This is a genomic window from Dialister invisus DSM 15470 (genome assembly GCF_000160055.1).
Classification (GTDB): Bacteria; Bacillota; Negativicutes; order Veillonellales; family Dialisteraceae; genus Dialister; species Dialister invisus.
Window position 1 is genome coordinate 154910 of the sequence record NZ_GG698602.1, and the last position, 20594, is coordinate 175503.

Below are 20594 nucleotides of genomic sequence, written 5' to 3' on the forward strand. Positions count from 1 at the left end.
AAGGTTTACCGAACTGATGAAAAAGAAAGTACATATTGCACGCGAAAAGAAAAAAGGCCAGGGGACGAATAGAGTTGAAATCACGGGAATTGTTATGATTCTTTTGGGTTTCTTTGTATGTCTCAGTTTAGGCGGCTATGGCATGGGAATTGTGGGAAATCTGCTGCGGAATGGATTTTATGTACTCTTTGGAGTGGCCTCATTTGGGGCGGCCCTTGTTCTTATCTTTACGGGAGCAGTATACGTATTGACAGGACATGCGCCAAATATGACACGTCGTCTTGTTTTTTCTTTAATTGCCGTATGGATAATTCTAGCCGGCTATCATCATCATATGCTCCCTGCCGGTAGTAACTTTTCAGTAGCTTCTTTTATGACATATGGAGGAATGTTTTGTGGGATCCCGGTGGGCATAATACGTTTTTTAGCGGGAAATATAGGGACGACAATCATTTTGACCGGTTTGTTTGTCATAGATATTTTACTGTTAACACATTGGTCAGTTTCAAACGGTGCTAAAAAGGTTGGGGAACAAACTGAAAAAAGGATTGGTCATGTTAAAGCGAGAATACGTGAAAAGCAGGAAGCATATCATAGCGCCCGTAATGCGGCGGAAAATGCAGGAGAACAATATAATTTAACAGATTTTATTTTCCATAAGCCTACCATTAAAAATATAAAAAAAGATGATACGGAAGATCTTCCTGTTAATGTATTTTCTCCTGCTGATGAAAAAGGGAAACCTGTATGTGGTGAAGCAACAGCCCCAACTGTTTCCGAGAATGCACAGATTTTATTGCCTGAAGATAATATTGATATGCTGGAAGGACATAAAGTCTGCGAAGAAAATACAAATGATATTAAAATAAATAGTAAGGCAGACATGCCTGAAGCAGAGAAAAATAATTTTTATTCATTTCCACCTCTGTCTCTTTTAAAGGAGGGAGAAAGCTCCGGCAGTTTGGAAACGAATGCTTATGGAAAAGCGAATCGTCTTGAGACAACATTAAAAAGCTTTGGTGTAAATGCCAAAATAGTTCATGTAAGTATAGGACCTGCTGTTACACGTTATGAACTTGAACCTGCTCCGGGGGTACGCGTATCTAAAATAGAAGGTTTGTCGGATGATATAGCGCTTCAGCTGGCAGCCACCAGTATCCGAATAGAGGCGCCCATCCCCGGGAAATCTGCAGTAGGGATTGAGATTCCTAATGCCAAAACGGCTGCAGTATCATTGCGGGAAGTTCTTTCCAGCAATGCTTTTCAAAAAGGGAAAGGAAAGATACTTGTGGCATTGGGAAAAGATATTGCAGGGAAGGTAGTGATTACTGATCTGGCTAAAATGCCGCATCTTTTGATTGCCGGGCAAACCGGAAGCGGAAAGTCGGTTTGCATCAATACCATAATTACCAGTATTCTCTATCATAGTCTTCCTGAAGATGTAAAATTAATCCTGATCGATCCCAAAGTGGTTGAGCTATCCATATATAATGGGATTCCTCATTTGCGCACGGAAGTCGTTACGGAGCCCAAGAAAGCAGCGGGTATCTTAAATTGGGCTGTAACAGAAATGGAAACCCGTTATCGGTCTTTTGCGGAAAAAAATGTTCGTGATATTAATGGATTTAATAAGCAAAATCCTGAAATGAAGATGCCATTCATTGTCGTTGTGATTGATGAGCTGGCAGATTTGATGATGGTGGCAAAGGACAGTGTGGAAGATGCGATTTGTCGATTAGCACAAAAAGCAAGAGCTGCGGGGATTCATCTTGTTGTAGCAACGCAAAGACCTTCTGTGGATGTTATTACAGGCCTAATTAAAGCAAATATCCCCAGCCGTATTTCGTTTGCTGTCTCATCACAAGTGGATTCCAGAACCATTTTAGATAAAGCAGGCGCAGAAAAACTTTTAGGTAAAGGTGATATGCTTTTTAATCCATCCGGTGCATCGAATCCTATACGCATACAAGGAGCATTTATTTCCGATGAGGAAGTGGAGGCTGTCGTTTCTTATGTAAAGGAACAGTGCATCCAGCAGGATGTCATAGTATCTGATGAGACAAAAATAGATTTATCAGAGTGGGAACCTGCTGTTTCTTCAGATTCAGAGGAGCCGAAAGATGAATTATTGGCAGAAGCGTCAGAGTGGGTGGTTGATACCCAAAGAGCATCTGTTTCCGCATTGCAGCGAAGGTTTCGAATCGGCTACACTAGAGCAGGAAGATTAATGGATACCATGGAATTAATGGGAATTGTAAGTAAAGCTGATGGTGCAAAACCGAGAACGGTTTTAGTTTCTAAAGGGCAATTAAAAGAGTTATTTCCGGATCAAATAGAAAATTGAAATAAATAATATATTATCAAATAAGGGAGCGACAACCTTTGCGGAGATTAATACCGGTTATATCATTTCTTATATTAGCTTCTACTGCTTTTTGGGGAATTTTACAATATGCAAAAATCCAGGAAGATTTGAAAAAGCAAACATCAGTCAAGGCGCAAACTATTAAAATTTGTACTGATTTACAATCCAATATTTTAGATGAAATCGGTAAAGAATTTTATGCGGAAACCGGATTTCAAATAGAAATTATACGTATGACAGCGGAACAATTAGGCAGTAATGGGCATCAGGGGATTGGCGAGGCTGATATATTTTTAACATCTCAGACCAATTTGGAAGAATTGAAAAAGAATAAGGCATTACGCTCCTATTCTTCAGAATCGACAGACACTGCTTTAGAACAATTTAAGGATTTCGAGGGGACTTGGACGGGAATTTGGTTAGATCCGATTGTTTTTGTTGTTAATAAAGAATTTGCGGCCAGACATTCTCTGCTAAATTATAATTGGAACAATATAATGACTTCACCGCAGATCCGATTGTCCATGACGGATTTTATTGCGGCAGATATGGCGGAAGATTTGCTGTTATCTATGGCAGAACACTTCGGGATTACAGAGGCACTTTACCTTTTGTCTGAGGGGAACTCCCATATTGTACAATATGGGAAATATCTTTCGACGCCATCAAGGATGGCAGGTATGGGAAAGTGTGATATCGGGATATCCAGCTATAATGAGGCTATGCGGGCACAAAAAGAAAATCTTCCTCTACAAATTATGTACCCTACGGATGGAACTTCCTGGTATTTATATGGTATAGGGCTTTCTGCCGACAGCAAAGAGCCCGAACTTGGTCAAAAACTTATGAATTGGTTGTTGACGCCTACGCATTATAAAAAGGTCATGCAGGATAACGGTTGTTACTTTATTTATGTTAATGACAGCACATTGCCTGCTGATACAAACGGAAATCCTTTAAATTATTGGGAATTAGAGAAGAAATATGTTGATGAGGGGAAAAAAATACTATTGAATGAATGGATAGAACAGGTTCGTTTCAGGAGGATTTCATAATTGAATCGTAAATTGGGAGTTATTAGCTTAGGATGTTCCAAGAATTTGGTAGATACTGAAATGATGGTTGGTATTTTAGCAAAAGCCGGGTATGAATTAACTGAGGATTTAAGCACTGCGCAAATCATTATTATCAACACATGCACATTTATTGATCCGGCAAAGGAAGAATCAATTCAGACCATTTTGCAGGCAGCCAGATATAAAAAGGAGGGAGTTTGTGAGAGACTTGTCGCTGCCGGGTGTCTGACACAGCAATATAAGGAAGCATTGGGAAAAGAAATACCGGAAATCGATATTTTTATAGGTACTGATTCATGGCAACATATTTTAGAAGTTGTCCAAGAGTCCTATATTCATGGCAATAAAAAGATATATAGATTCGATACCGCTCCCTGTGAACATGAAGAACTTATTCCGCGGCAGCCGCTGACTCCACCTTACAGTGCGTATATAAAGATTGCGGAAGGATGCAGTAATGGTTGCACGTTTTGCTATATTCCCTATGTTCGTGGCGCGATGAGAAGCCGCTCCATTCCATCTGTTGTACACGAAGTCAAACGGCTTTCCAGTGAAGGTGTCCGTGAGTTTAATTTAATTGCGCAGGACTCCAGTTTCTATGGCAGAGATTTAAATGATGGAACAACACTTGCAAGGCTATTAAAAGAACTTGTAAAAATTGATAATGTGAAATGGATTCGTTTGTTTTATCTGTATCCAACGTATTTTGATGATGAACTTTTAGAAATAATTACTAAAGAAGAAAAGATCTGCAAATATGTAGATATTCCTTTACAGCATATAAGTGATTCCGTATTAAGACGAATGCATAGACGTGATTCTTCCCAAAGCATCAAAAAGCTATTGAAGAAATTACGAAATACCACACCGTATATAACAATTCGGACAACCCTTATGGTTGGGTTTCCCGGAGAAACAGAGGCAGATTTTAAAGAATTGCTTACATTCATCAAGGCAGTGAAATTTGATAATATGGGGGCATTTACTTATTCAGCACAAGATGGGACACCAGCAGCCCGTATGGTCGATCAGGTTACAGAAGAAATAAAAGAAAATCGATATCACGAGTTAATGGCGGCTCAAGCAGAAATTTCTGAAGAAAATAATCGGAATCTGATTGGAGTTGATACAGAAGTATTGGTGGAAGAATTATTAGATGATGGATGTGGAAATCTTCAGGCTAAAGGCAGAGCATCTTTCCAAGCACCTGAGGTAGATGGTAATGTTTACATAGATCACCCTGGCGATTTACGGCCGGGTGACTTTGTTAAGGCGCATATTATAGATGGATACGCATATGATTTGATTGCGGAGAGAATAACAACAGATAGAGGTATATGATGATTGTTGAAATCATTACTACCGGCACAGAATTACTGCTGGGAGAAATTGATAATGAGAACAGCAGATGGTTGGCGGTTTTTCTGAATCAGCACGGATTTACAGTAGCTTATATGACTACGGTGGGGGATAATGCTATGCGGATGAGAAATGCTATGGAAATTGCATTGTCTCGGGCAGATATAGTAATTACATCCGGCGGGCTGGGTGCGACACAAGGAGACATTACGAAGCGCATCGGGGCAGAAGCTTTAGGTATTCCTTATATATATTATGAGGATCAGAATAGCCGTCTTAGGGATTATTATGAACGAGAAAGGCGAGTATATTCTAAACTCCTATCGCGACAGGCATGGTTCGGAGAAGGTTCCTGCATATTTGAAAATCATGTTGGTTCAGCTAATGGATCTGCATCTATTAAAAATCATAAAGCACTAATTCATTTACCGGGACCACCATTTGAAATGAAAATTATGGCAGAGAAAGAGATGATGCCGTGGCTTGAAAGTAATTTTGGACCGCAAGGTATTATTTATTCTGTTATAGTAACTATAACAGGGTTGACAGAGACAGAAATTGAATCCCGTATAATGGATCTAATTAAGGCGCAGGAAAATCCGACATTTGCTTTATTGGCAAGGCCGGGATATATTGCGCTTCGTATGACTGCGCATGGAAGTACTATACAAAATGCGCACGATTTGATCACTCCGTTCTTATTGATTATAAAAAAGCGGCTTCCTGTATCAGAGTATCATGTTGAATCTGATATTAGGAGTGATTTGGCAGAATTATTGATTCAGTATAAAATGACAATGAGCGCCGCTGAATCATGTACCGGTGGTATAGTTGGAAAGTTAATGACAGATTTGCCCGGAAGTTCTGACTACTTTAAGGGGAGTGCTGTTACTTATTGGAATGATAGTAAAGAGGAGATTCTCGGTGTTTCAAAAAGTACACTGGAAAGAGATACTGCTGTTAGTGCTGGTGTAGCTGGTGAAATGGCCGAAGGTAGCAGACGACTTTATAATAGTGATGTGTCGGTAGCCACTACCGGATATGCCGGTCCGGGGAATGGAATACATGGGGAGAGTCCTGGTCTTGTATTTATAGCTGTTTCAGGAAAATATGGAACAAAAGTCTATGAAGAACATTTTATGGGGAATCGTGAGAGTATCCGTTATGGCGCAGCAGATAAGGCATTATATTATGTTCTGCAGTATATTAAATTAAATAAAGGAGGATAAAATGACAGTAAAAGTACAGAATACGGACATGAACTCAGAACGTCAAAAGGCTCTTGAAAATGCAATGCATCAAATTACCCGTGAGTTCGGAGCCGGTGCAATTATGCGATTAGGCGATATGAAGGGAAAATTGGATACAGAGGTTATTCCGACAGGTTCATTAGCTCTGGATATTGCAGTAGGGGTTGGCGGATATCCTCGGGGAAGGGTCATAGAAATTTACGGGCCGGAATCTTCCGGAAAAACGACATTAGCATTACATGCCATTGCTGAAGCACAAAAAAATAATGGTGTAGCGGCATTTATTGATGCGGAACATGCCTTGGATCCCGTATATGCTCATCATTTGGGTGTCGATACGGAGCGCCTTTTGATTTCTCAGCCGGATAGCGGAGAACAGGCATTAAGTATCTGTGAGCAGTTGGTGCGGAGCGGAGCGGTGGATATGATTGTTATTGACTCAGTAGCAGCTCTTGTTCCGAAACAGGAAATTGAAGGAGATATAGGTGATCAATCTGTAGGACTTCAAGCCAGATTGATGAGCAAAGCGCTTAGAAAATTAACCGGGATTATAAGTAAATCCAGGACCATCGTGATATTTATCAATCAGATTCGTGAGAAGGTTGGTATTATGTTTGGTAATCCTGAAACCACTACTGGTGGCAGAGCGCTTAAGTTTTATTCTTCTATACGGGTAGAAATCCGTCGCGGTGAAGCTATAAAAAATGGGACAGATGTGGTGGGAAACCGTACTCGTGCCAAAGTTGTAAAGAATAAAGTGGCTCCGCCTTTTAAAACAGCTGAGTTTGATGTGATGTATGGAGAAGGTATCTCAAAAGAAGGAACGTTACTGGATCTCGCAACTAATATGGATATTATTCAAAAGAGCGGGGCATGGTACTCCTATAAAGGAAATCGTATAAGTCAGGGCCGTGAGGCAGCAAAGGCTTTTTTAAGAGAAAATCAGGAAATCGCTGCGGAAATTGATAAGATTATTAGGGATACTCTGGTGGTAGAACCGGAAAAATTTAATGTGGATGTTATTGCAAAAAATAAAGATGCAAAAGAGTAAAACAGCGTATGAAGCGGCCTTGCATTTACTGAAGTATCGTGGACAGAGTACTTATGAATTGCGTAAAAAATTAAAAGACAGGGAATATCCTTTGCGGGAGATAGAAGAAGCTTTATCGAAACTTTTACACTATGGATATGTAAATGATTTGGATCTTGCTGAAGATTTGTTTAACTTATATAAGAGCAAGAATGCTTATGGAGATGTTTATATTCATAAAAAAATGAAATTGCGAGGCCTTTCCATAGACCGACATTTGACTTTTGATGAAGAATATGCGGCTGCACTTATCATTATGAAAAATAAAGTGAAAGTTTTACCAGCTTTAAAGCATAATTATAGAAGAGCTGCGGGCATATTATATCGTCGGGGTTTTCAAGGATCAGTGATTACCAGTGTTTTGCAAAATTTAAGAATTTCTGATTTTTAGCTTTTTAAAAGCCACATGAAAGAAATATCCTTTTTCCATGTGGCTTTTACTATTTAACATATTGACTTTTTGACTTTTGAGTAATAAAATAGATTTGGTAAAAAGAAAAGGAGCCTATCATCAAATGACAAATTCCATTTTAGCGGATAGAATTGAACAATTTATATTAGAAAGGTTGGGAAAGCAGTCTTCTGATGAATTACTTTTACGGCGTAAGGATGTGGCTGATCTTTTGGAATGTGCCCCGTCACAGGTGACATATGTAATCAATACACGATTTTCATCAGATAATCGATTCATGGTAGAGTCAAGACGAGGAAGCGGCGGATACATTAAAATTTCCATGCGAGGTGTAGCGGAAAAAGATCACGAAATAGTCTCGCATACGGTCTCTGAAAAAAAAGGGGAAACTGATAAAAATGATATAGAATTGGTTGAAAGCAATTTTGAAGGATATTTTAATATGCTTCTGAAATATAATATCATTTCACGCCGTGAATATCACATGATTAAAGTATTAATGCGGACAATGCTTGAATTTTGTCCGCCGGAAGATCGGCAAGATGCTGTAAGAACTATAATACATCAGACAGAGTGGACTTTGAAAGGAGAATAAAATGTTTTGTGAACATTGTCATGGAAGAGCAGCCAATGTACATTTGGTAAGAATTATTAATGGTAAAAAAAGTGAATTACATCTTTGCAATGAATGTGCAAAAGGAGAACGTTTCAAGCAAACTGAAAACTTATTGAATTATTCAATGCCTTCTATTTTAGGAAAAAGATTATTTGATATATTTCCACATTTTTATAAAGATAATAATGGGAGCATTTGTGATGTCAGAAAAGTAGCATCTGATGGATTAAATCTGTCAAAGGGACTGTTTCATGGAAACCAGGATTATAAATCTTTTAGAGAAGAACTCAGACCCTTGTTCAGTCATAATCTGACCAAAAATGAACCGGGCTTAAAGGAAGAGTCAATAAAAGACGAAAAGCTGGCTGAATATGAAAAACAATTAAAATCAGCTATAAATTCGGAAGATTTTGAGCAGGCGGCTAAGCTGCGTGATCAAATACAGGCATATAAAGCACAAAATGGAATTTAAAAGAAAAATTATGATAATCAAACATGTAAGGAGGGAATTTGGATGGAAAATAGGTACACAGACAGCGTAAAGAATGCATGGAAGTTTGCTGCAGAGGAAGCCTCTAAGCTTGGTAGTGAATATGTAGGGACAGAACATCTTTTAATAGGTATTTCAAATGAAAAAGACAGTGTGGGCGGAAAGATTTTAAATTCGTTGGGACTTACAGTAACAGCACTGGAAGAATTCCTGCAGGTGTATAACGATTCAGTTTTTTTCAGAAATACGGACCTTTATATAGCACCTCGTACAAAGCGGGTTCTTGAAATGGCTGTCGAAGAGGCCAATGAACTTGGCAATAATTATGTCGGAACAGAACACTTATTGCTGGCCATTATTCATGAAGGCGGCGGATTGGCGATCCGCATATTGGAGCAGTTCAATGTAACAGGAGGTAAATTGAAGCGTGCTTTTGAACAATTTATGTCGGAAGAAAATGATAGTGAAAAGAATGAAAATCTTGGCGACTTGGGAGAATTTGCTGTTGATTTGAATGAAAGGGCAAAACAGGGAAAAATCGATCCTGTTGTTGGGCGTCAGACTGAAATTAACCGAGTTATTCAAATTCTCTCACGGAGAAATAAAAACAATCCGGTTCTTATTGGCGAACCGGGCGTGGGGAAAACTGCGATTGCAGAAGGTTTAGCACAGCGAATTATCAATAATGACGTTCCCGAAATTTTAAAAAACTGTAGAATCATTTCTTTAAATATGTCTTCCGTGGTAGCGGGAACAAAGTATAGAGGGGAATTTGAAGAGCGGTTAAAAAAAGTCTTGGAAGAAGTAAAGAAACATGAGAACTGGATTCTGTTTATTGATGAATTACATACTCTTGTAGGTGCCGGTGCAGGGGAAGGTTCCATGGATGCTGCTAATATTATGAAACCTGCCCTTGCCAGAGGAGAGATTAGATGCATTGGCGCGACAACATTGAAAGAATATAAGAAATATATTGAGAAAGATGCAGCTCTTGAACGCCGCTTCCAGCCTGTAAAAGTGGGAGAACCTACTCCTAAGGATACTATTGATATATTAATGGGACTTCGCGATAGATATGAAGCATTCCATAAAGCAAAAATTACGGATGAGGCTATCAAAAAAGCGGTAGAGTTATCTTCTCGTTATATTACCGATCGTTTCCAGCCGGATAAAGCAATTGATGTTATTGATGAAGCCGCAGCTAAGGTTCGTATGGAGGCTTCTTCTACACCGGACGATTTGAAAAAAAAGGAGGAGGATCTTGCCTCTGTCCAGAAAGAGAAGGAAGCCGCCATATCTGCTCAAAATTTTGAACGCGCTGCCATATTAAGGGATCAGGCAAAAGAGCTATCCGGACAAATTGAAAAGATGAAGGGAGAATGGAAAGGCGGTGATCATGAGCATTTAGTTGTTACAGAAGAAGACGTAGCTGAGGTGGTTGCCAAGTGGACAGGTGTCCCCCTTCAGAATCTGAAACAGAAGGATTCTGAACGTCTGCTTCATTTGGAAGAAGAACTTCATAAACGTGTTATTGGGCAGGAAGATGCCGTAACTGCTGTTGCCAAGGCAATCCGGCGCGCCAGAGCAGGGATGAAAGATCCGAAAAGACCTATTGGTTCGTTTCTGTTTCTTGGTTCTACTGGTGTTGGTAAGACAGAATTGGCAAGGGCGTTGGCAGAAACTATGTTTGGCAGTGAGAAGAATATGCTTCGCTTTGATATGTCTGAGTATATGGAGAAACATGAAGTATCGCGCCTTGTTGGGGCACCTCCAGGATATGTAGGATATGAAGAGGGCGGGCAATTAACGGATGCCGTTCGCAGGAATCCATATAGTGTCATTCTTTTTGATGAAGTGGAAAAAGCACATGCAGATTTCTTTAATATCTTACTACAGGTACTTGATGATGGACGCTTAACAGATGGGCAGGGACGTACCGTTGATTTTACAAACTGTGTCATTATTATGACAAGTAATCTTGGATCAGGATTGTTACGCGGCAAAGAGAAGAAATTGGGCTTTATTGATAAGAATGAAGACAAGAAAGATTTTGAAAGTGCAAAAGCCATGATTTTAGATCAGGTCAAACATACTTTTCGACCTGAATTTATTAACAGGATTGATGAGATTATCGTTTTCCATCCGCTGACTACAGAAAATCTATCAGAAATCGCAAAACTCCTTTTAAAAGCAGTTGAAAAGAAATTGGAACATCTTCATTTGAAAATGGATGTTTCTGAAAAAGCTCGCAATCATTTGATTGCAGACGGTTCTGATTTTGAATATGGTGCACGGCCTTTGAAAAGAACTATTCAAAAAGAAGTGGAAGATGAAATCTCTGAATTATTATTATCAGGAAAGCTGAAAGGGAAGAGTACCATCCATGTAGATGTTGGTGAAAAAAACAATCTGGTGTTTAATGCAGACTAAGGCTTATCGGTAAAAAGTAGTATAATGGGCATAGGGACGATCTCTATGTCCATTTTATATTGCGGGAGAGATTGACGAATATGAACTCAAAAACCAAGACAAAGTTTATATGTCATAATTGTGGAGCAGAAACGCCTAAGTGGATGGGTAAATGCCCCAATTGTGGAGAATGGAATTCATTAGAGGAAAAAATAGAAGAAAGTATTCCCAAAAGCATACGAACGTTATCTTTTCAATCCGGAAAAGAACCTACCAGTTTAACTGATATAGAAATAAAAGATACAGATAGAGTGAAATTGGGAATAACAGAATTAGATCGTCCATTAGGAGGCGGTATAGTCTCCGATTCCGTTATTCTTTGGGGTGGAGAACCGGGAATCGGAAAATCAACTCTTATTTTACAAATATGTGATTCATTTACAAAGATGGGAAAAACTGTACTATATTGCAGTGGTGAGGAATCAGATATACAGATTAAAATGAGAGCAGAACGGCTTTCTGTAAATACAGAGGAATGTTTTGTTTTTGCTGAAAGCAATTTAGAAACAATTCTTGCCGAGGTAGATAAACTACATCCGGATATGGTTATTATTGATTCTATACAAACCACTTATCTTCCTAACAGTTCTTCAGCAATGGGGAGTCCGACACAAATCAGGGACTGCACAGCAATACTTGTAAAGATGGCTAAAGAATCAGGGATTATCGTAATGATTATCGGGCACGTTACAAAAGAGGGAAATATTGCGGGTCCGCGTATATTAGAACATATGGTAGATGTGGTTTTTTATTTGGAAGGAGATAGAAACTATCAATTTCGTGTGCTTCGTACTGTGAAAAATCGATTTGGTTCTACATCTGAATCAGGACTCTTTGTAATGGGGCGGAAAGGATTGAAAGGGATTGATGATCCGTCTAAGTATCTTCTAAAAGGAATACAAGAAGCTCCTGTATCTGGAAGTACAGTTGCTGCCTGCATGGAAGGCTTACGTCCAATCTTGATTGAGGTACAGGCACTTACAGTCCATTCCGTACTGGCAGTTCCGCGTAGAATTGCATCTGGTTACGATTTTAATAGATTGGTTATTTTACTTGCCGTACTGGAAAAAAAGGGGAAAATTCCATTTTCTGCTGATGATGTATATCTCAATGTGGCAGGTGGCTATAAATTAAAAGAAACAGCAGCGGATTTATCAGTAGCACTGGCATTATTTTCCGTAAAGTATGATATACCTTTGAAAAAATTCTGTATGGCTTTAGGTGAAATTGGATTAACCGGTGAAATCCTCCCTGTTTCTAAGTTAAGCTTACGACTCAAAGAGGCGGTTAAAATGAATTTTACTGAATTTGTCCTCCCTGCGAGGAATCAGGAAGAGGCTGAAAACTATTTTAAAGATAATCACCGGGAGGAATTACTCTCGCATGTGGTATTTATAAATCATTTGGAAGAGGCGATCCATTTTTTTAAATCACAGGTGTGAGATAAGAGAAAGGTTTGTTTTTCAATCCGTTATGATTGTGCTATTATAATTAAAATGTGTAAATGTAGTATTTCAGAAATCATTTTATGGAAACTAAAGAGGAATTTATAATATGCCGGAAAAAGTATTAAAGGCCATATTTATTCTGCTTTTTTCTGTATTGGGAATAGTGTTGTCTACCCAGACGGAACCGTTGCTTACCGCAGTCATTCCTAAAAACGTTTTGACCGAGACAATTTTGGGAATTACAATTTTATCATTGGGTGTCATGCTGATAGGCGGAATTTTAGGTGCACTTGTAGGACGAGTCATTTCGGGCTATTTGATTAGCAGTTTGTTTGCCTTTACATCCCGAGTCGAAAAATCACTGCTGCTTATATCGACACAGGATCTTATAATTGGTACTTTAGGATTATTTGCAGGGCTTATTATAGCTAATTTAGTTGGATTGGCGTTTGGCAGTATTCCATATATAGGTCCTTATGTATCTGTGGCTCTCAGTATAATTTTGGGATATATCGGAATGCACCTGACAATTTCCAAAAAGGCCGAAATTGCAGGATGGTTTCATTTCAAGGCAGAATCTGGTACAAAACAGAAAAAGAAAAAAGTAGGGAAACTGCTTGATACGAATATTATTATTGATGGACGTATTTTGAATATTTATCAGTCTGGTTTTTTAGAGGGGCCAATCATCGTTCCTGTTTTTGTGCTGGAAGAATTACAGAAAATTGCTGATTCAGCAGATGTATTGAAAAGAAATCGCGGACGTCGGGGATTGGATATTCTTAATCAGATAAAGAAGAAAAGCAAAGATGAACTGATTATTTTGACGGAAGATTTTGAGGAGATTAATGAAGTTGATTCTAAATTAGTAAAACTAGCGAGAACTCATGGCTATAAAATTATTACTAATGATTATAATCTAAATAAGGTTGCGGAATTACAAGGGGTTGCAGTATTAAATATCAATGAACTTATTATTGCATTAAAACCGGCTGTTATTCCGGGGGAAGAAGTGTATGTCCAATTAGTAAAAAATGGCAAGGAAGAAGGACAAGGTGTAGCGTTTTTAGATGATGGGACAATGATCGTGGTCGAAAATGGGAGCCAATTTATCGGACAGGAAATACCTGTTATTATTGCATCCGTCTTGCAAACAAAAGCCGGACAAATAATTTTCGCAAAAGCTAAATTAGAGAGTGGATATGATGAATAGCCTTATCTTAGTAGCGGCGGGAGAGGGAACCCGTATAGGCGGCTCAATAAATAAACTGCTTATGGAGATGCATGGACATCCTTTAATCTGGTATACCTTTAAAAATATTTTAGACAGTAAACTACTAGATGAAATCGTCATTGTTGTGAAAGATACTGAAAAAAGTCAATTTCAACAGATTCTTTCAGAATTTAAACATGCCATTCCGATTAAATGGGGACAAGGTGGAAATACGCGTGTAGATTCTGTCATCAATGGAATTTCTCAAATATCTTCTAAATCGGAGAAACTCCTGATTCATGATGGAGCGCGTCCATTGGTCGGCGGAGACGCGATAGATCAAATTCTTAACAAGCTGGGGCCTGCGCATCCAGCCGTCATTTTTGCTCTTCCCTGTATAGATACAATGAAGGAGATAAACGATGAACAAGTGAAGAAAACGGTAGACCGTTCGAAACTTTATCGTGCCCAGACACCGCAAGGGGTGCTTACGGCTTTGTACAAAAAAGCCTTATTGCAAATAAAGTCATTAAAGAATATAACAGATGATTCCTCGATATTTGAGGCGGTAAAGATTCCGGTCACAATTATTCCCGGACGCGAGAACTTTTTTAAAGTAACCACGACGGAAGATTGGAACCGCTTTAGCAATATGATATATCCAAGCAAAATACCAGCTTACATCAGAGTCGGAGAGGGGTATGACATCCATCGTTTTGAGGTATCTCGCCCTTTATTTTTGGGTGGAATAAAAATTGCTGATTCTGGTGGATTATCGGGGCATTCCGATGCGGATGTTCTGATTCATGCGATTATGGATGCATTGCTGGGAGCTGCAGGACTACCTGATATAGGCCACTTTTTCCCTGATAGTGATGTCCGGTTTGATGGGGCATGCAGTTTGGAATTACTTAAACAGGTAAGTCGGCACATTACGAAACAAAATTATTTGATTGGTAATATAGACAGTACTGTTATTGCAGAAAAACCCAAAATATCCGAGTATATAGAAGCAATGAAAGCCATAATGTCTGCTGCGTTAAATATTTCAAAAAATCAAATCAATATAAAGGCTACGACGAATGAAAAATTAGGGGATATTGGCCGCGGGAAAGGTATTGCGGCACTTGCATCAGTCATATTATTCAGGAGGGAATATAATGAATAAAGAATTTAAAGTCCGTTTTGCTCCAAGTCCTACCGGTCCATTTCATATCGGCGGAGCAAGATCTGCATTATTTAACTGGTTAGTTGCCCGTCATCAAAATGGGAAGTTTTTAGTGCGTATTGAAGATACAGATCTGGCCCGTTCCACAAGAGAATCTGAAGAAAATATAAAAAAAGCGATGAAATGGCTTGGTTTGTATTGGGATGAAGGTATTGACGTAGGTGGTGAGAACGGACCTTATCGACAGACAGAAAGACTTCCACTTTATAATGCAGCTGTTCAGCGTCTCCTTGAGGAAGGGAAAGCTTATTATTGCTATTGTTCAGCGGATGAATTGGAGGAAAGCAGAAAGGAGCAGTTGAAGGAAGGGAAAACACCTATATATAATAACCATTGCAGCCATTTAACCGAAAAACAGATCGAACAATATAAGTCGGAGGGACGTAAACCCGCAATCCGCCTTCGCGTTCCTAAAGATGGTGTATTTGCGTTCGATGATATGGTTCGCGGGCATGTGGAATTTCAAGCAGCTGGTGTAGGTGATTTTATTATTGTTAAATCAGACGGAATCCCCGTTTATAATTTTGCGGTAGTCATTGATGACGCATCTATGGGAATTACCCATGTTATTCGTGCAGAAGAGCATTTATCTAATACCCCGCGTCAAATTGCTATATATCAGGCACTCGGATATGAAATCCCAAAATTTGGACATATATCTCTTATTCTCGGATCTGACCACAAAAAAATGAGCAAACGTCACGGAGCGACTTCTGTGGATGAATATCGTAAAATGGGATATCTTCCGGATGCAGTGGTTAATTATCTGGCTCTTCTTGGCTGGTCGCCTAAAGGTGAACGGGAAATTTTCAGCCGGGAGGAACTCATTTCGGAATTTTCAATGAAACGTGTTTCTGCTAATGATGCAGTATTTGATATCGAAAAATTAAATTGGATTAATTTCCAATATATGAAGAAGTTATCGCCTGATGAACTTTTCCAGGTAGCACTGCCGTTTCTTGTTGAAGCGGGATATGTATCATTGCCGCTTTCTTTAGAAAAGGAACAGTGGCTGAAAGATGTTGTATGGTTCGTCCGCGATCATTTGTACTATGGAGCACAAACGCCAGAAAATGTAAAAATATTTTTTGAGACACATCCTAAAATTACTGATGAAGAAAAGATTTCTATTATGAAACAGGAAAACAGTGCCGTACTTATCCGTCAATTTGCTGATGCATTGGACGCATTGGATCCCTTTGATGAGGATTCCATTAAAAAGTGCTTTTCATTCTTGATGAAGAAAACCGGAATTAAGGGAAAAGCGGCATTTGAACCTATAAGAATTGCGTTGACCGGAGAAACACATGGCCCTGGCTTATATGCTATGATTGCTTTATTTGGGAAGAAGAAATCCGTACAGCTTTTAAAAGACAGCCTCCAATATTGTTAAAATGTGATTTAAACTATTTCTGAAAAATATTTACCGGAATTTACCAGAAATTTTTATCTGATAACCAAGACCTCCGAATGGGGGTCTTAGTTTTAATCTGAAAGGGTTTTACTTTTACGAAACGGATATGAACAGGCTATTGACGCTTGCTTGGATAAATTATACAATCATACAAATATCTATACATGTACGAAATAATATTAGGGGAGTTAATATTTAAATGGATTTTGAACTTATACAACGTGCATTGCCAATTCTGCTTATGGGTGCGGGGGTAACAATAGAAATTACTGCATTCAGCGTAGCAATAGGTTTTTTTATTGGTCTCTTTGTTGGAATTGCCCGTATATCGCAGTTTAAAATATTACGAATAATGGCAGCGGTTTACGCGGACTGTATACGTGGAACACCATTGCTGGTACAGATCTTTTTGATTTACTTTGCATTGCCCATGGCAATCGGTCAGCGGGTAGAACCTTTTATCGCAGCAGTCGCGGCTTGTGGAATAAATAGTGGTGCTTACGTTTCTGAAATTTTTCGCGCAGGAATTCAAGCCATTGATGTGGGACAAATGGAAGCTGGACGTTCATTGGGCCTCACCTGGTGGCAAACTATGCGTTTCATTATATTGCCACAAGCATTTAAAAATATTTTACCGCCTTTGGGAAATGAATTTATTGCAATGTTAAAAGATTCTTCTCTGGTGTCTGTTATCGGATTTGAGGAACTCACAAGACGCGGTCAATTGATTATTGCACAAACCTATGGTTCATTTGAAATTTGGATGACCGTAGCAGTTTTATATTTAATAATGACAATGGCGATTTCAAGGATTGTAGCATTTCTGGAAAAGAGATAATTATGGATGAAGAAAAATATATTATCGATATAAAGCATATAGGTAAAAAGTTTGGAAATTTAACTGTTTTAAAAGATATAAGTAGTAAAATCAAGAAAAATGAAGTAGTTGTCATTATAGGCCCTTCCGGTTCGGGAAAAAGCACTTTTTTACGATGCCTTAATGGATTGGAAACCGTTACATCAGGAGTTATTACTTTTGACGGGATGCCCTTGGATGGAGAAAAGCATCTTAATATTGTACGTACTGAGGTAGGAATGGTATTTCAAAAATTTAATTTATTTCCACATATGTCAGTGATACAAAATATTATGTTGGCTCCCATGAAGGTTCGGGGAATAAGGAAAGAAGAAGCCTATGAAAGAGGAATACAGTTACTTCGCAAAGTTGGACTTGAAGATAAAGCAAAATATAAGCCAAACCAATTGTCAGGAGGTCAGCAGCAACGCGTAGCCATTGCGAGAGCGCTTGCGATGAAACCAAAAGTTCTTTTGTTCGATGAGCCGACTTCTGCACTGGATCCGGAAATGGTTCATGAGGTGCTGGATGTCATGAAAGAAGTGGCGGAAGAAGGTATGACTATGGTAGTTGTTACGCATGAAATGGGCTTTGCCAAAGAAGTGGGTACAAGAATACTCTTTTTGGACAGCGGGATGATTTTGGAAGAAGGAACTCCGGAGGAGATTTTTAAAACCCCGAGAGAAGAAAGGACAAAATCCTTCCTGGCTCAAGTATTGTAAGGTGAAATATTATTTATCATTGACTCTATCTATGATTTGTGGTAATGTTAATTCGTGTCCGAATGGGGCAAAGTAGTAATATTTTTAGGAGGAACATTTTATGAAAGGTACAGTTAAGTGGTTCAGTGCAGACAAAGGCTTCGGCTTTATTGAAAGAGAAGAAGGCGGCGACGTTTTCGTTCATTACTCTGCAATTCAGACAGAAGGATTTAAAACACTGAGTGAAGGTCAGAAAGTAGACTTCGATATCATTGATGGTGCAAGAGGTCCTCAGGCTGCTAATGTAAAAGTGGTAGACTGATCACTTACTGAAGCGATAAAGCGTAGGTTTTTGATTCAAAAAGCAGGATCGAATTTTGATTCTGCTTTTCTATTGCCATTTAGTAAATTTTGGGTTATAGGACAGAACGTGTTGGTGGTTAATCCCAAAAACAAGCAGGAAATGAATCGGATTTATGTAATTCTGACCACACAATAGCATCTCCCCATGTGGGAATTGAATCCTCTAATTGGGATCGTTCATTCATCGCTTTATACAGTTTAGAAATGCTTCTGTCAGTGGGCATTACCTTTAGGATTTCAGATGCAGAAAGCGGTTTCGGTGTGTGGAAGTAACACCACCAGAAAACCGCTTTTATGCGTCTTTCAATGGACATCCCACGATGGTTTCTAAGCATCGTTCTTAATTGTGCATTTATTCCGCCTTCTATACGGTTATTTGTCGATGGTAGTTCTTCTCCATAAGACAACGATTCATCCAAATAGGTAAATAATGTGTTTTGCCGTACTAATCTGACCAGTGACCGCTCGGCCTTTAGTAAACGTTCATGCATAGGGCGAAGTTTGCCTTTTTCATCTTGTGTCATTTCACTAAGAAAGGTCTTATGCTTTATTCTCCAGTTTATCAATCGGGTTACCCAATGACCTGCTTGCTCCATGTCTTTTATCATCAGCAAATCCTTTGCTATCATGTACATCTCAATGCCGGCAATGGTTTTAGGACTACCGGTTGTGTATCTCTTTACCTGGATGAATGCATGGAAAGTACAACGCTGCAACTTAGCCTTGGGCCAGACTCTTTTTAGTGCTTTCCGGAAGCCGTGGCCTCCATCAGAAACGACCATAGCGGGAGCCGCAATTCTCTGCATCAATGCTTCCCAGGCTCTGGAATTCTCATAGCGGCACAAATACCATCCAAGCACATATCTTTCATTACAACAAATAAGGATACATGCTTTTCTTCCTAAATAAATCCCATCCACATATATGACATTCATCGGACTCTCAATTTTAGGCTGCATAGGCCATATTTCCCAAAATTTAGAGGTTTTCCTTCGAAAACCACGACCGTTGCCAGGCATGGATTTTTGCACATCCTTACCAAACAACCACTGAATAAAGTGCTTAAAATCATGAACCGTCTTATTAATCGGATTCACAAAGACAGAATGACATTCTTTGCAGTACCACCGTTGCCTTCCTGTACGAGTTTTACCATATTTTGAGCAAAAGAAACCGCAATATAAACACCTAACTTGTTTCATAAGGTTCTCCTTTTAAAATAAACATATTTTAAAAAGATATAACCCTAATTAAAGCAGTCATAGCAATCATTTTCGGATTTTTTACCAACTCATTTTGTCCACCCTTTATCTTCTTAGGAAAAGGATAAAATACCGATGAAGCCAGACAATGTCTAACTTCATCGGTATTAAAATCAACACAAAATGTCCTATAACCCTAAATCTACACAGTTAATGTTTGGAGAGCATTTTATAAATAATTGGTATAATTAGCAGCAATTGTAATTTTCATTTTACATTCGTATCAAATACATTCAAATATCTAATAAAATAGACATCTAACCGATTATTATCAATTTGAAAATTTAGAGGAATATACTATAATAACTATAAAGGGCAGTACATAAATTGCTCATTCGTGAAAGGGGGATTCATTTATGGAATTGACAGTTAGAGGGAAAAATCTTGAAATCACAGAAGCTTTACGTACTTATGTAGAAAAACACACCGGAAAGATACAAAGATATTTTGATAAACCGATTAAAATTAATGTACTCCTTAGAATTTCAAACATGACTAAAACCTGTGAAGTAACTGCATTTGTAGATGGTGTTATTCTTCGTGGTGTTGAAAAATCTGATGATATGTATAAGTCTATTGATTTGGTTTTTGACAAGGTTGAACGTCAGATTCACAAATATAAAACCCGTTTGGCCAAACGTTTTAAAGAATCTAATGTTCTAAACAAACAGTTTGTCAGTGAGAAAGAATCCGTACCAGGCGAGAGTGAATTTGAGATTGTCAGACAAAAGCGTTTTACTATTAACCCAATGTCTCCGGAAGAAGCTATTTTACAAATGAATTTATTAGGGCACAATTTTTTTATGTTTTTTAATTCTGAAACAGAAGCGATGGCTGTCGTTTATCGCAGAGATGACGGAAAATACGGTTTAATTGATGCTGCAAAATAAGAATTAAATGAAGTGATTGAAAAAGGGCGGTTTTATCCGCTCTTTTTTGACTATATGTCTATGTTTTGCTAAAATATACTAGATATTCGTGT

At 38.6% G+C, this 20594-nt stretch carries 18 protein-coding genes; 17 read left to right on the top strand and 1 reads right to left on the bottom strand.

The genetic code is table 11. The features are described 5' to 3' along the window. Positions 1 to 142 precede the first annotated feature (142 nt). From GCWU000321_RS09765 to GCWU000321_RS00820, 16 genes are all read left to right on the top strand, one after another. Complete coding sequence (locus GCWU000321_RS09765) at positions 143 to 2344, top strand: FtsK/SpoIIIE family DNA translocase (RefSeq protein WP_420919631.1); 2202 nt, start codon at positions 143 to 145, stop codon at positions 2342 to 2344. Between the two features lie 38 nt (positions 2345 to 2382). After that, positions 2383 to 3420, top strand: a complete 1038-nt coding sequence (locus tag GCWU000321_RS00750; RefSeq protein ID WP_007069147.1) for an ABC transporter substrate-binding protein — start codon at positions 2383 to 2385, stop codon at positions 3418 to 3420. Then, complete coding sequence (gene rimO / locus GCWU000321_RS00755) at positions 3421 to 4782, top strand: 30S ribosomal protein S12 methylthiotransferase RimO (protein ID WP_040381057.1); 1362 nt, start codon at positions 3421 to 3423, stop codon at positions 4780 to 4782. Further along, on the top strand, positions 4779 to 6029 hold the full coding sequence (locus tag GCWU000321_RS00760) for a CinA family nicotinamide mononucleotide deamidase-related protein (RefSeq protein WP_007069149.1): 1251 nt from the start codon (positions 4779 to 4781) through the stop codon (positions 6027 to 6029). The genes rimO and GCWU000321_RS00760 overlap by 4 nt, the downstream gene beginning before the upstream one ends. Position 6030: 1 nt before the next feature. Then, a complete protein-coding gene (gene recA, locus GCWU000321_RS00765) occupies positions 6031 to 7101 on the top strand; it encodes a recombinase RecA (RefSeq protein WP_007069150.1) in 1071 nt (356 codons plus the stop codon). Beyond that, on the top strand, positions 7067 to 7531 hold the full coding sequence (locus GCWU000321_RS00770; RefSeq protein WP_007069151.1) for a regulatory protein RecX: 465 nt from the start codon (positions 7067 to 7069) through the stop codon (positions 7529 to 7531). Before recA ends, GCWU000321_RS00770 begins: the two co-directional genes overlap by 35 nt. 94 nt (positions 7532 to 7625) lie before the next feature. Beyond that, a complete protein-coding gene (locus tag GCWU000321_RS00775) occupies positions 7626 to 8147 on the top strand; it encodes a CtsR family transcriptional regulator (protein WP_244835021.1) in 522 nt (173 codons plus the stop codon). A gap of 1 nt (position 8148) precedes the next feature. Further along, positions 8149 to 8640, top strand: coding sequence for a UvrB/UvrC motif-containing protein (locus tag GCWU000321_RS00780; protein ID WP_007069153.1), 492 nt, complete (start codon positions 8149 to 8151; stop codon positions 8638 to 8640). A gap of 42 nt (positions 8641 to 8682) precedes the next feature. Continuing rightward, a complete protein-coding gene (locus tag GCWU000321_RS00785) occupies positions 8683 to 11088 on the top strand; it encodes an ATP-dependent Clp protease ATP-binding subunit (RefSeq protein WP_007069154.1) in 2406 nt (801 codons plus the stop codon). Between the two features lie 80 nt (positions 11089 to 11168). Beyond that, entirely contained in the window at positions 11169 to 12569 is a 1401-nt protein-coding gene (gene radA / locus GCWU000321_RS00790; RefSeq protein ID WP_007069155.1) for a DNA repair protein RadA, read from the top strand. A 112-nt stretch (positions 12570 to 12681) separates the two neighbouring features. Beyond that, positions 12682 to 13788, top strand: a complete 1107-nt coding sequence (locus GCWU000321_RS00795) for a PIN/TRAM domain-containing protein (RefSeq protein WP_007069156.1) — start codon at positions 12682 to 12684, stop codon at positions 13786 to 13788. Continuing rightward, positions 13778 to 14956 (top strand): 2-C-methyl-D-erythritol 2,4-cyclodiphosphate synthase, encoded by a 1179-nt coding sequence (gene ispF / locus GCWU000321_RS00800; RefSeq protein WP_007069157.1) that lies wholly within the window; start codon positions 13778 to 13780, stop codon positions 14954 to 14956. Before GCWU000321_RS00795 ends, ispF begins: the two co-directional genes overlap by 11 nt. Then, a complete protein-coding gene (gene gltX, locus GCWU000321_RS00805; RefSeq protein ID WP_007069158.1) occupies positions 14949 to 16409 on the top strand; it encodes a glutamate--tRNA ligase in 1461 nt (486 codons plus the stop codon). The genes ispF and gltX overlap by 8 nt, the downstream gene beginning before the upstream one ends. A 220-nt stretch (positions 16410 to 16629) precedes the next feature. Further along, positions 16630 to 17268, top strand: coding sequence for an amino acid ABC transporter permease (locus GCWU000321_RS00810; RefSeq protein ID WP_007069159.1), 639 nt, complete (start codon positions 16630 to 16632; stop codon positions 17266 to 17268). 2 nt (positions 17269 to 17270) lie between these two features. Next, a complete protein-coding gene (locus GCWU000321_RS00815; protein WP_007069160.1) occupies positions 17271 to 18008 on the top strand; it encodes an amino acid ABC transporter ATP-binding protein in 738 nt (245 codons plus the stop codon). Between the two features lie 100 nt (positions 18009 to 18108). Beyond that, positions 18109 to 18309: a cold shock domain-containing protein gene (locus GCWU000321_RS00820; RefSeq protein WP_007069161.1), complete on the top strand. Its 201-nt coding sequence runs from the start codon at positions 18109 to 18111 to the stop codon at positions 18307 to 18309. A 118-nt stretch (positions 18310 to 18427) separates the two neighbouring features. On the opposite strand, the gene GCWU000321_RS00825 is transcribed toward GCWU000321_RS00820, so the two are convergent. Beyond that, positions 18428 to 19552, bottom strand: coding sequence for an IS256-like element ISDin1 family transposase (locus GCWU000321_RS00825; RefSeq protein WP_040381062.1), 1125 nt, complete (start codon positions 19550 to 19552; stop codon positions 18428 to 18430). 416 nt (positions 19553 to 19968) lie between these two features. Between GCWU000321_RS00825 and hpf the strand changes: the two genes are divergently transcribed. Next, entirely contained in the window at positions 19969 to 20502 is a 534-nt protein-coding gene (gene hpf, locus GCWU000321_RS00830; protein ID WP_007069163.1) for a ribosome hibernation-promoting factor, HPF/YfiA family, read from the top strand. Positions 20503 to 20594: the final 92 nt, after the last annotated feature.

Coding starts and splice junctions, on each gene's coding strand:
- GCWU000321_RS09765 (WP_420919631.1), top strand. CDS start 143: ATGGGAATTGTGGGAAATCTGCTGCGGAATGGATTTTATGTACTCTTT.
- GCWU000321_RS00760 (WP_007069149.1), top strand. CDS start 4,779: ATGATGATTGTTGAAATCATTACTACCGGCACAGAATTACTGCTGGGA.
- recA (WP_007069150.1), top strand. CDS start 6,031: ATGACAGTAAAAGTACAGAATACGGACATGAACTCAGAACGTCAAAAG.
- GCWU000321_RS00770 (WP_007069151.1), top strand. CDS start 7,067: ATGTTATTGCAAAAAATAAAGATGCAAAAGAGTAAAACAGCGTATGAA.
- GCWU000321_RS00780 (WP_007069153.1), top strand. CDS start 8,149: ATGTTTTGTGAACATTGTCATGGAAGAGCAGCCAATGTACATTTGGTA.
- GCWU000321_RS00785 (WP_007069154.1), top strand. CDS start 8,683: ATGGAAAATAGGTACACAGACAGCGTAAAGAATGCATGGAAGTTTGCT.
- radA (WP_007069155.1), top strand. CDS start 11,169: ATGAACTCAAAAACCAAGACAAAGTTTATATGTCATAATTGTGGAGCA.
- GCWU000321_RS00795 (WP_007069156.1), top strand. CDS start 12,682: ATGCCGGAAAAAGTATTAAAGGCCATATTTATTCTGCTTTTTTCTGTA.
- ispF (WP_007069157.1), top strand. CDS start 13,778: ATGATGAATAGCCTTATCTTAGTAGCGGCGGGAGAGGGAACCCGTATA.
- gltX (WP_007069158.1), top strand. CDS start 14,949: ATGAATAAAGAATTTAAAGTCCGTTTTGCTCCAAGTCCTACCGGTCCA.
- GCWU000321_RS00810 (WP_007069159.1), top strand. CDS start 16,630: ATGGATTTTGAACTTATACAACGTGCATTGCCAATTCTGCTTATGGGT.
- GCWU000321_RS00815 (WP_007069160.1), top strand. CDS start 17,271: ATGGATGAAGAAAAATATATTATCGATATAAAGCATATAGGTAAAAAG.
- GCWU000321_RS00820 (WP_007069161.1), top strand. CDS start 18,109: ATGAAAGGTACAGTTAAGTGGTTCAGTGCAGACAAAGGCTTCGGCTTT.
- GCWU000321_RS00825 (WP_040381062.1), bottom strand. CDS start 19,552: ATGAAACAAGTTAGGTGTTTATATTGCGGTTTCTTTTGCTCAAAATAT.
- hpf (WP_007069163.1), top strand. CDS start 19,969: ATGGAATTGACAGTTAGAGGGAAAAATCTTGAAATCACAGAAGCTTTA.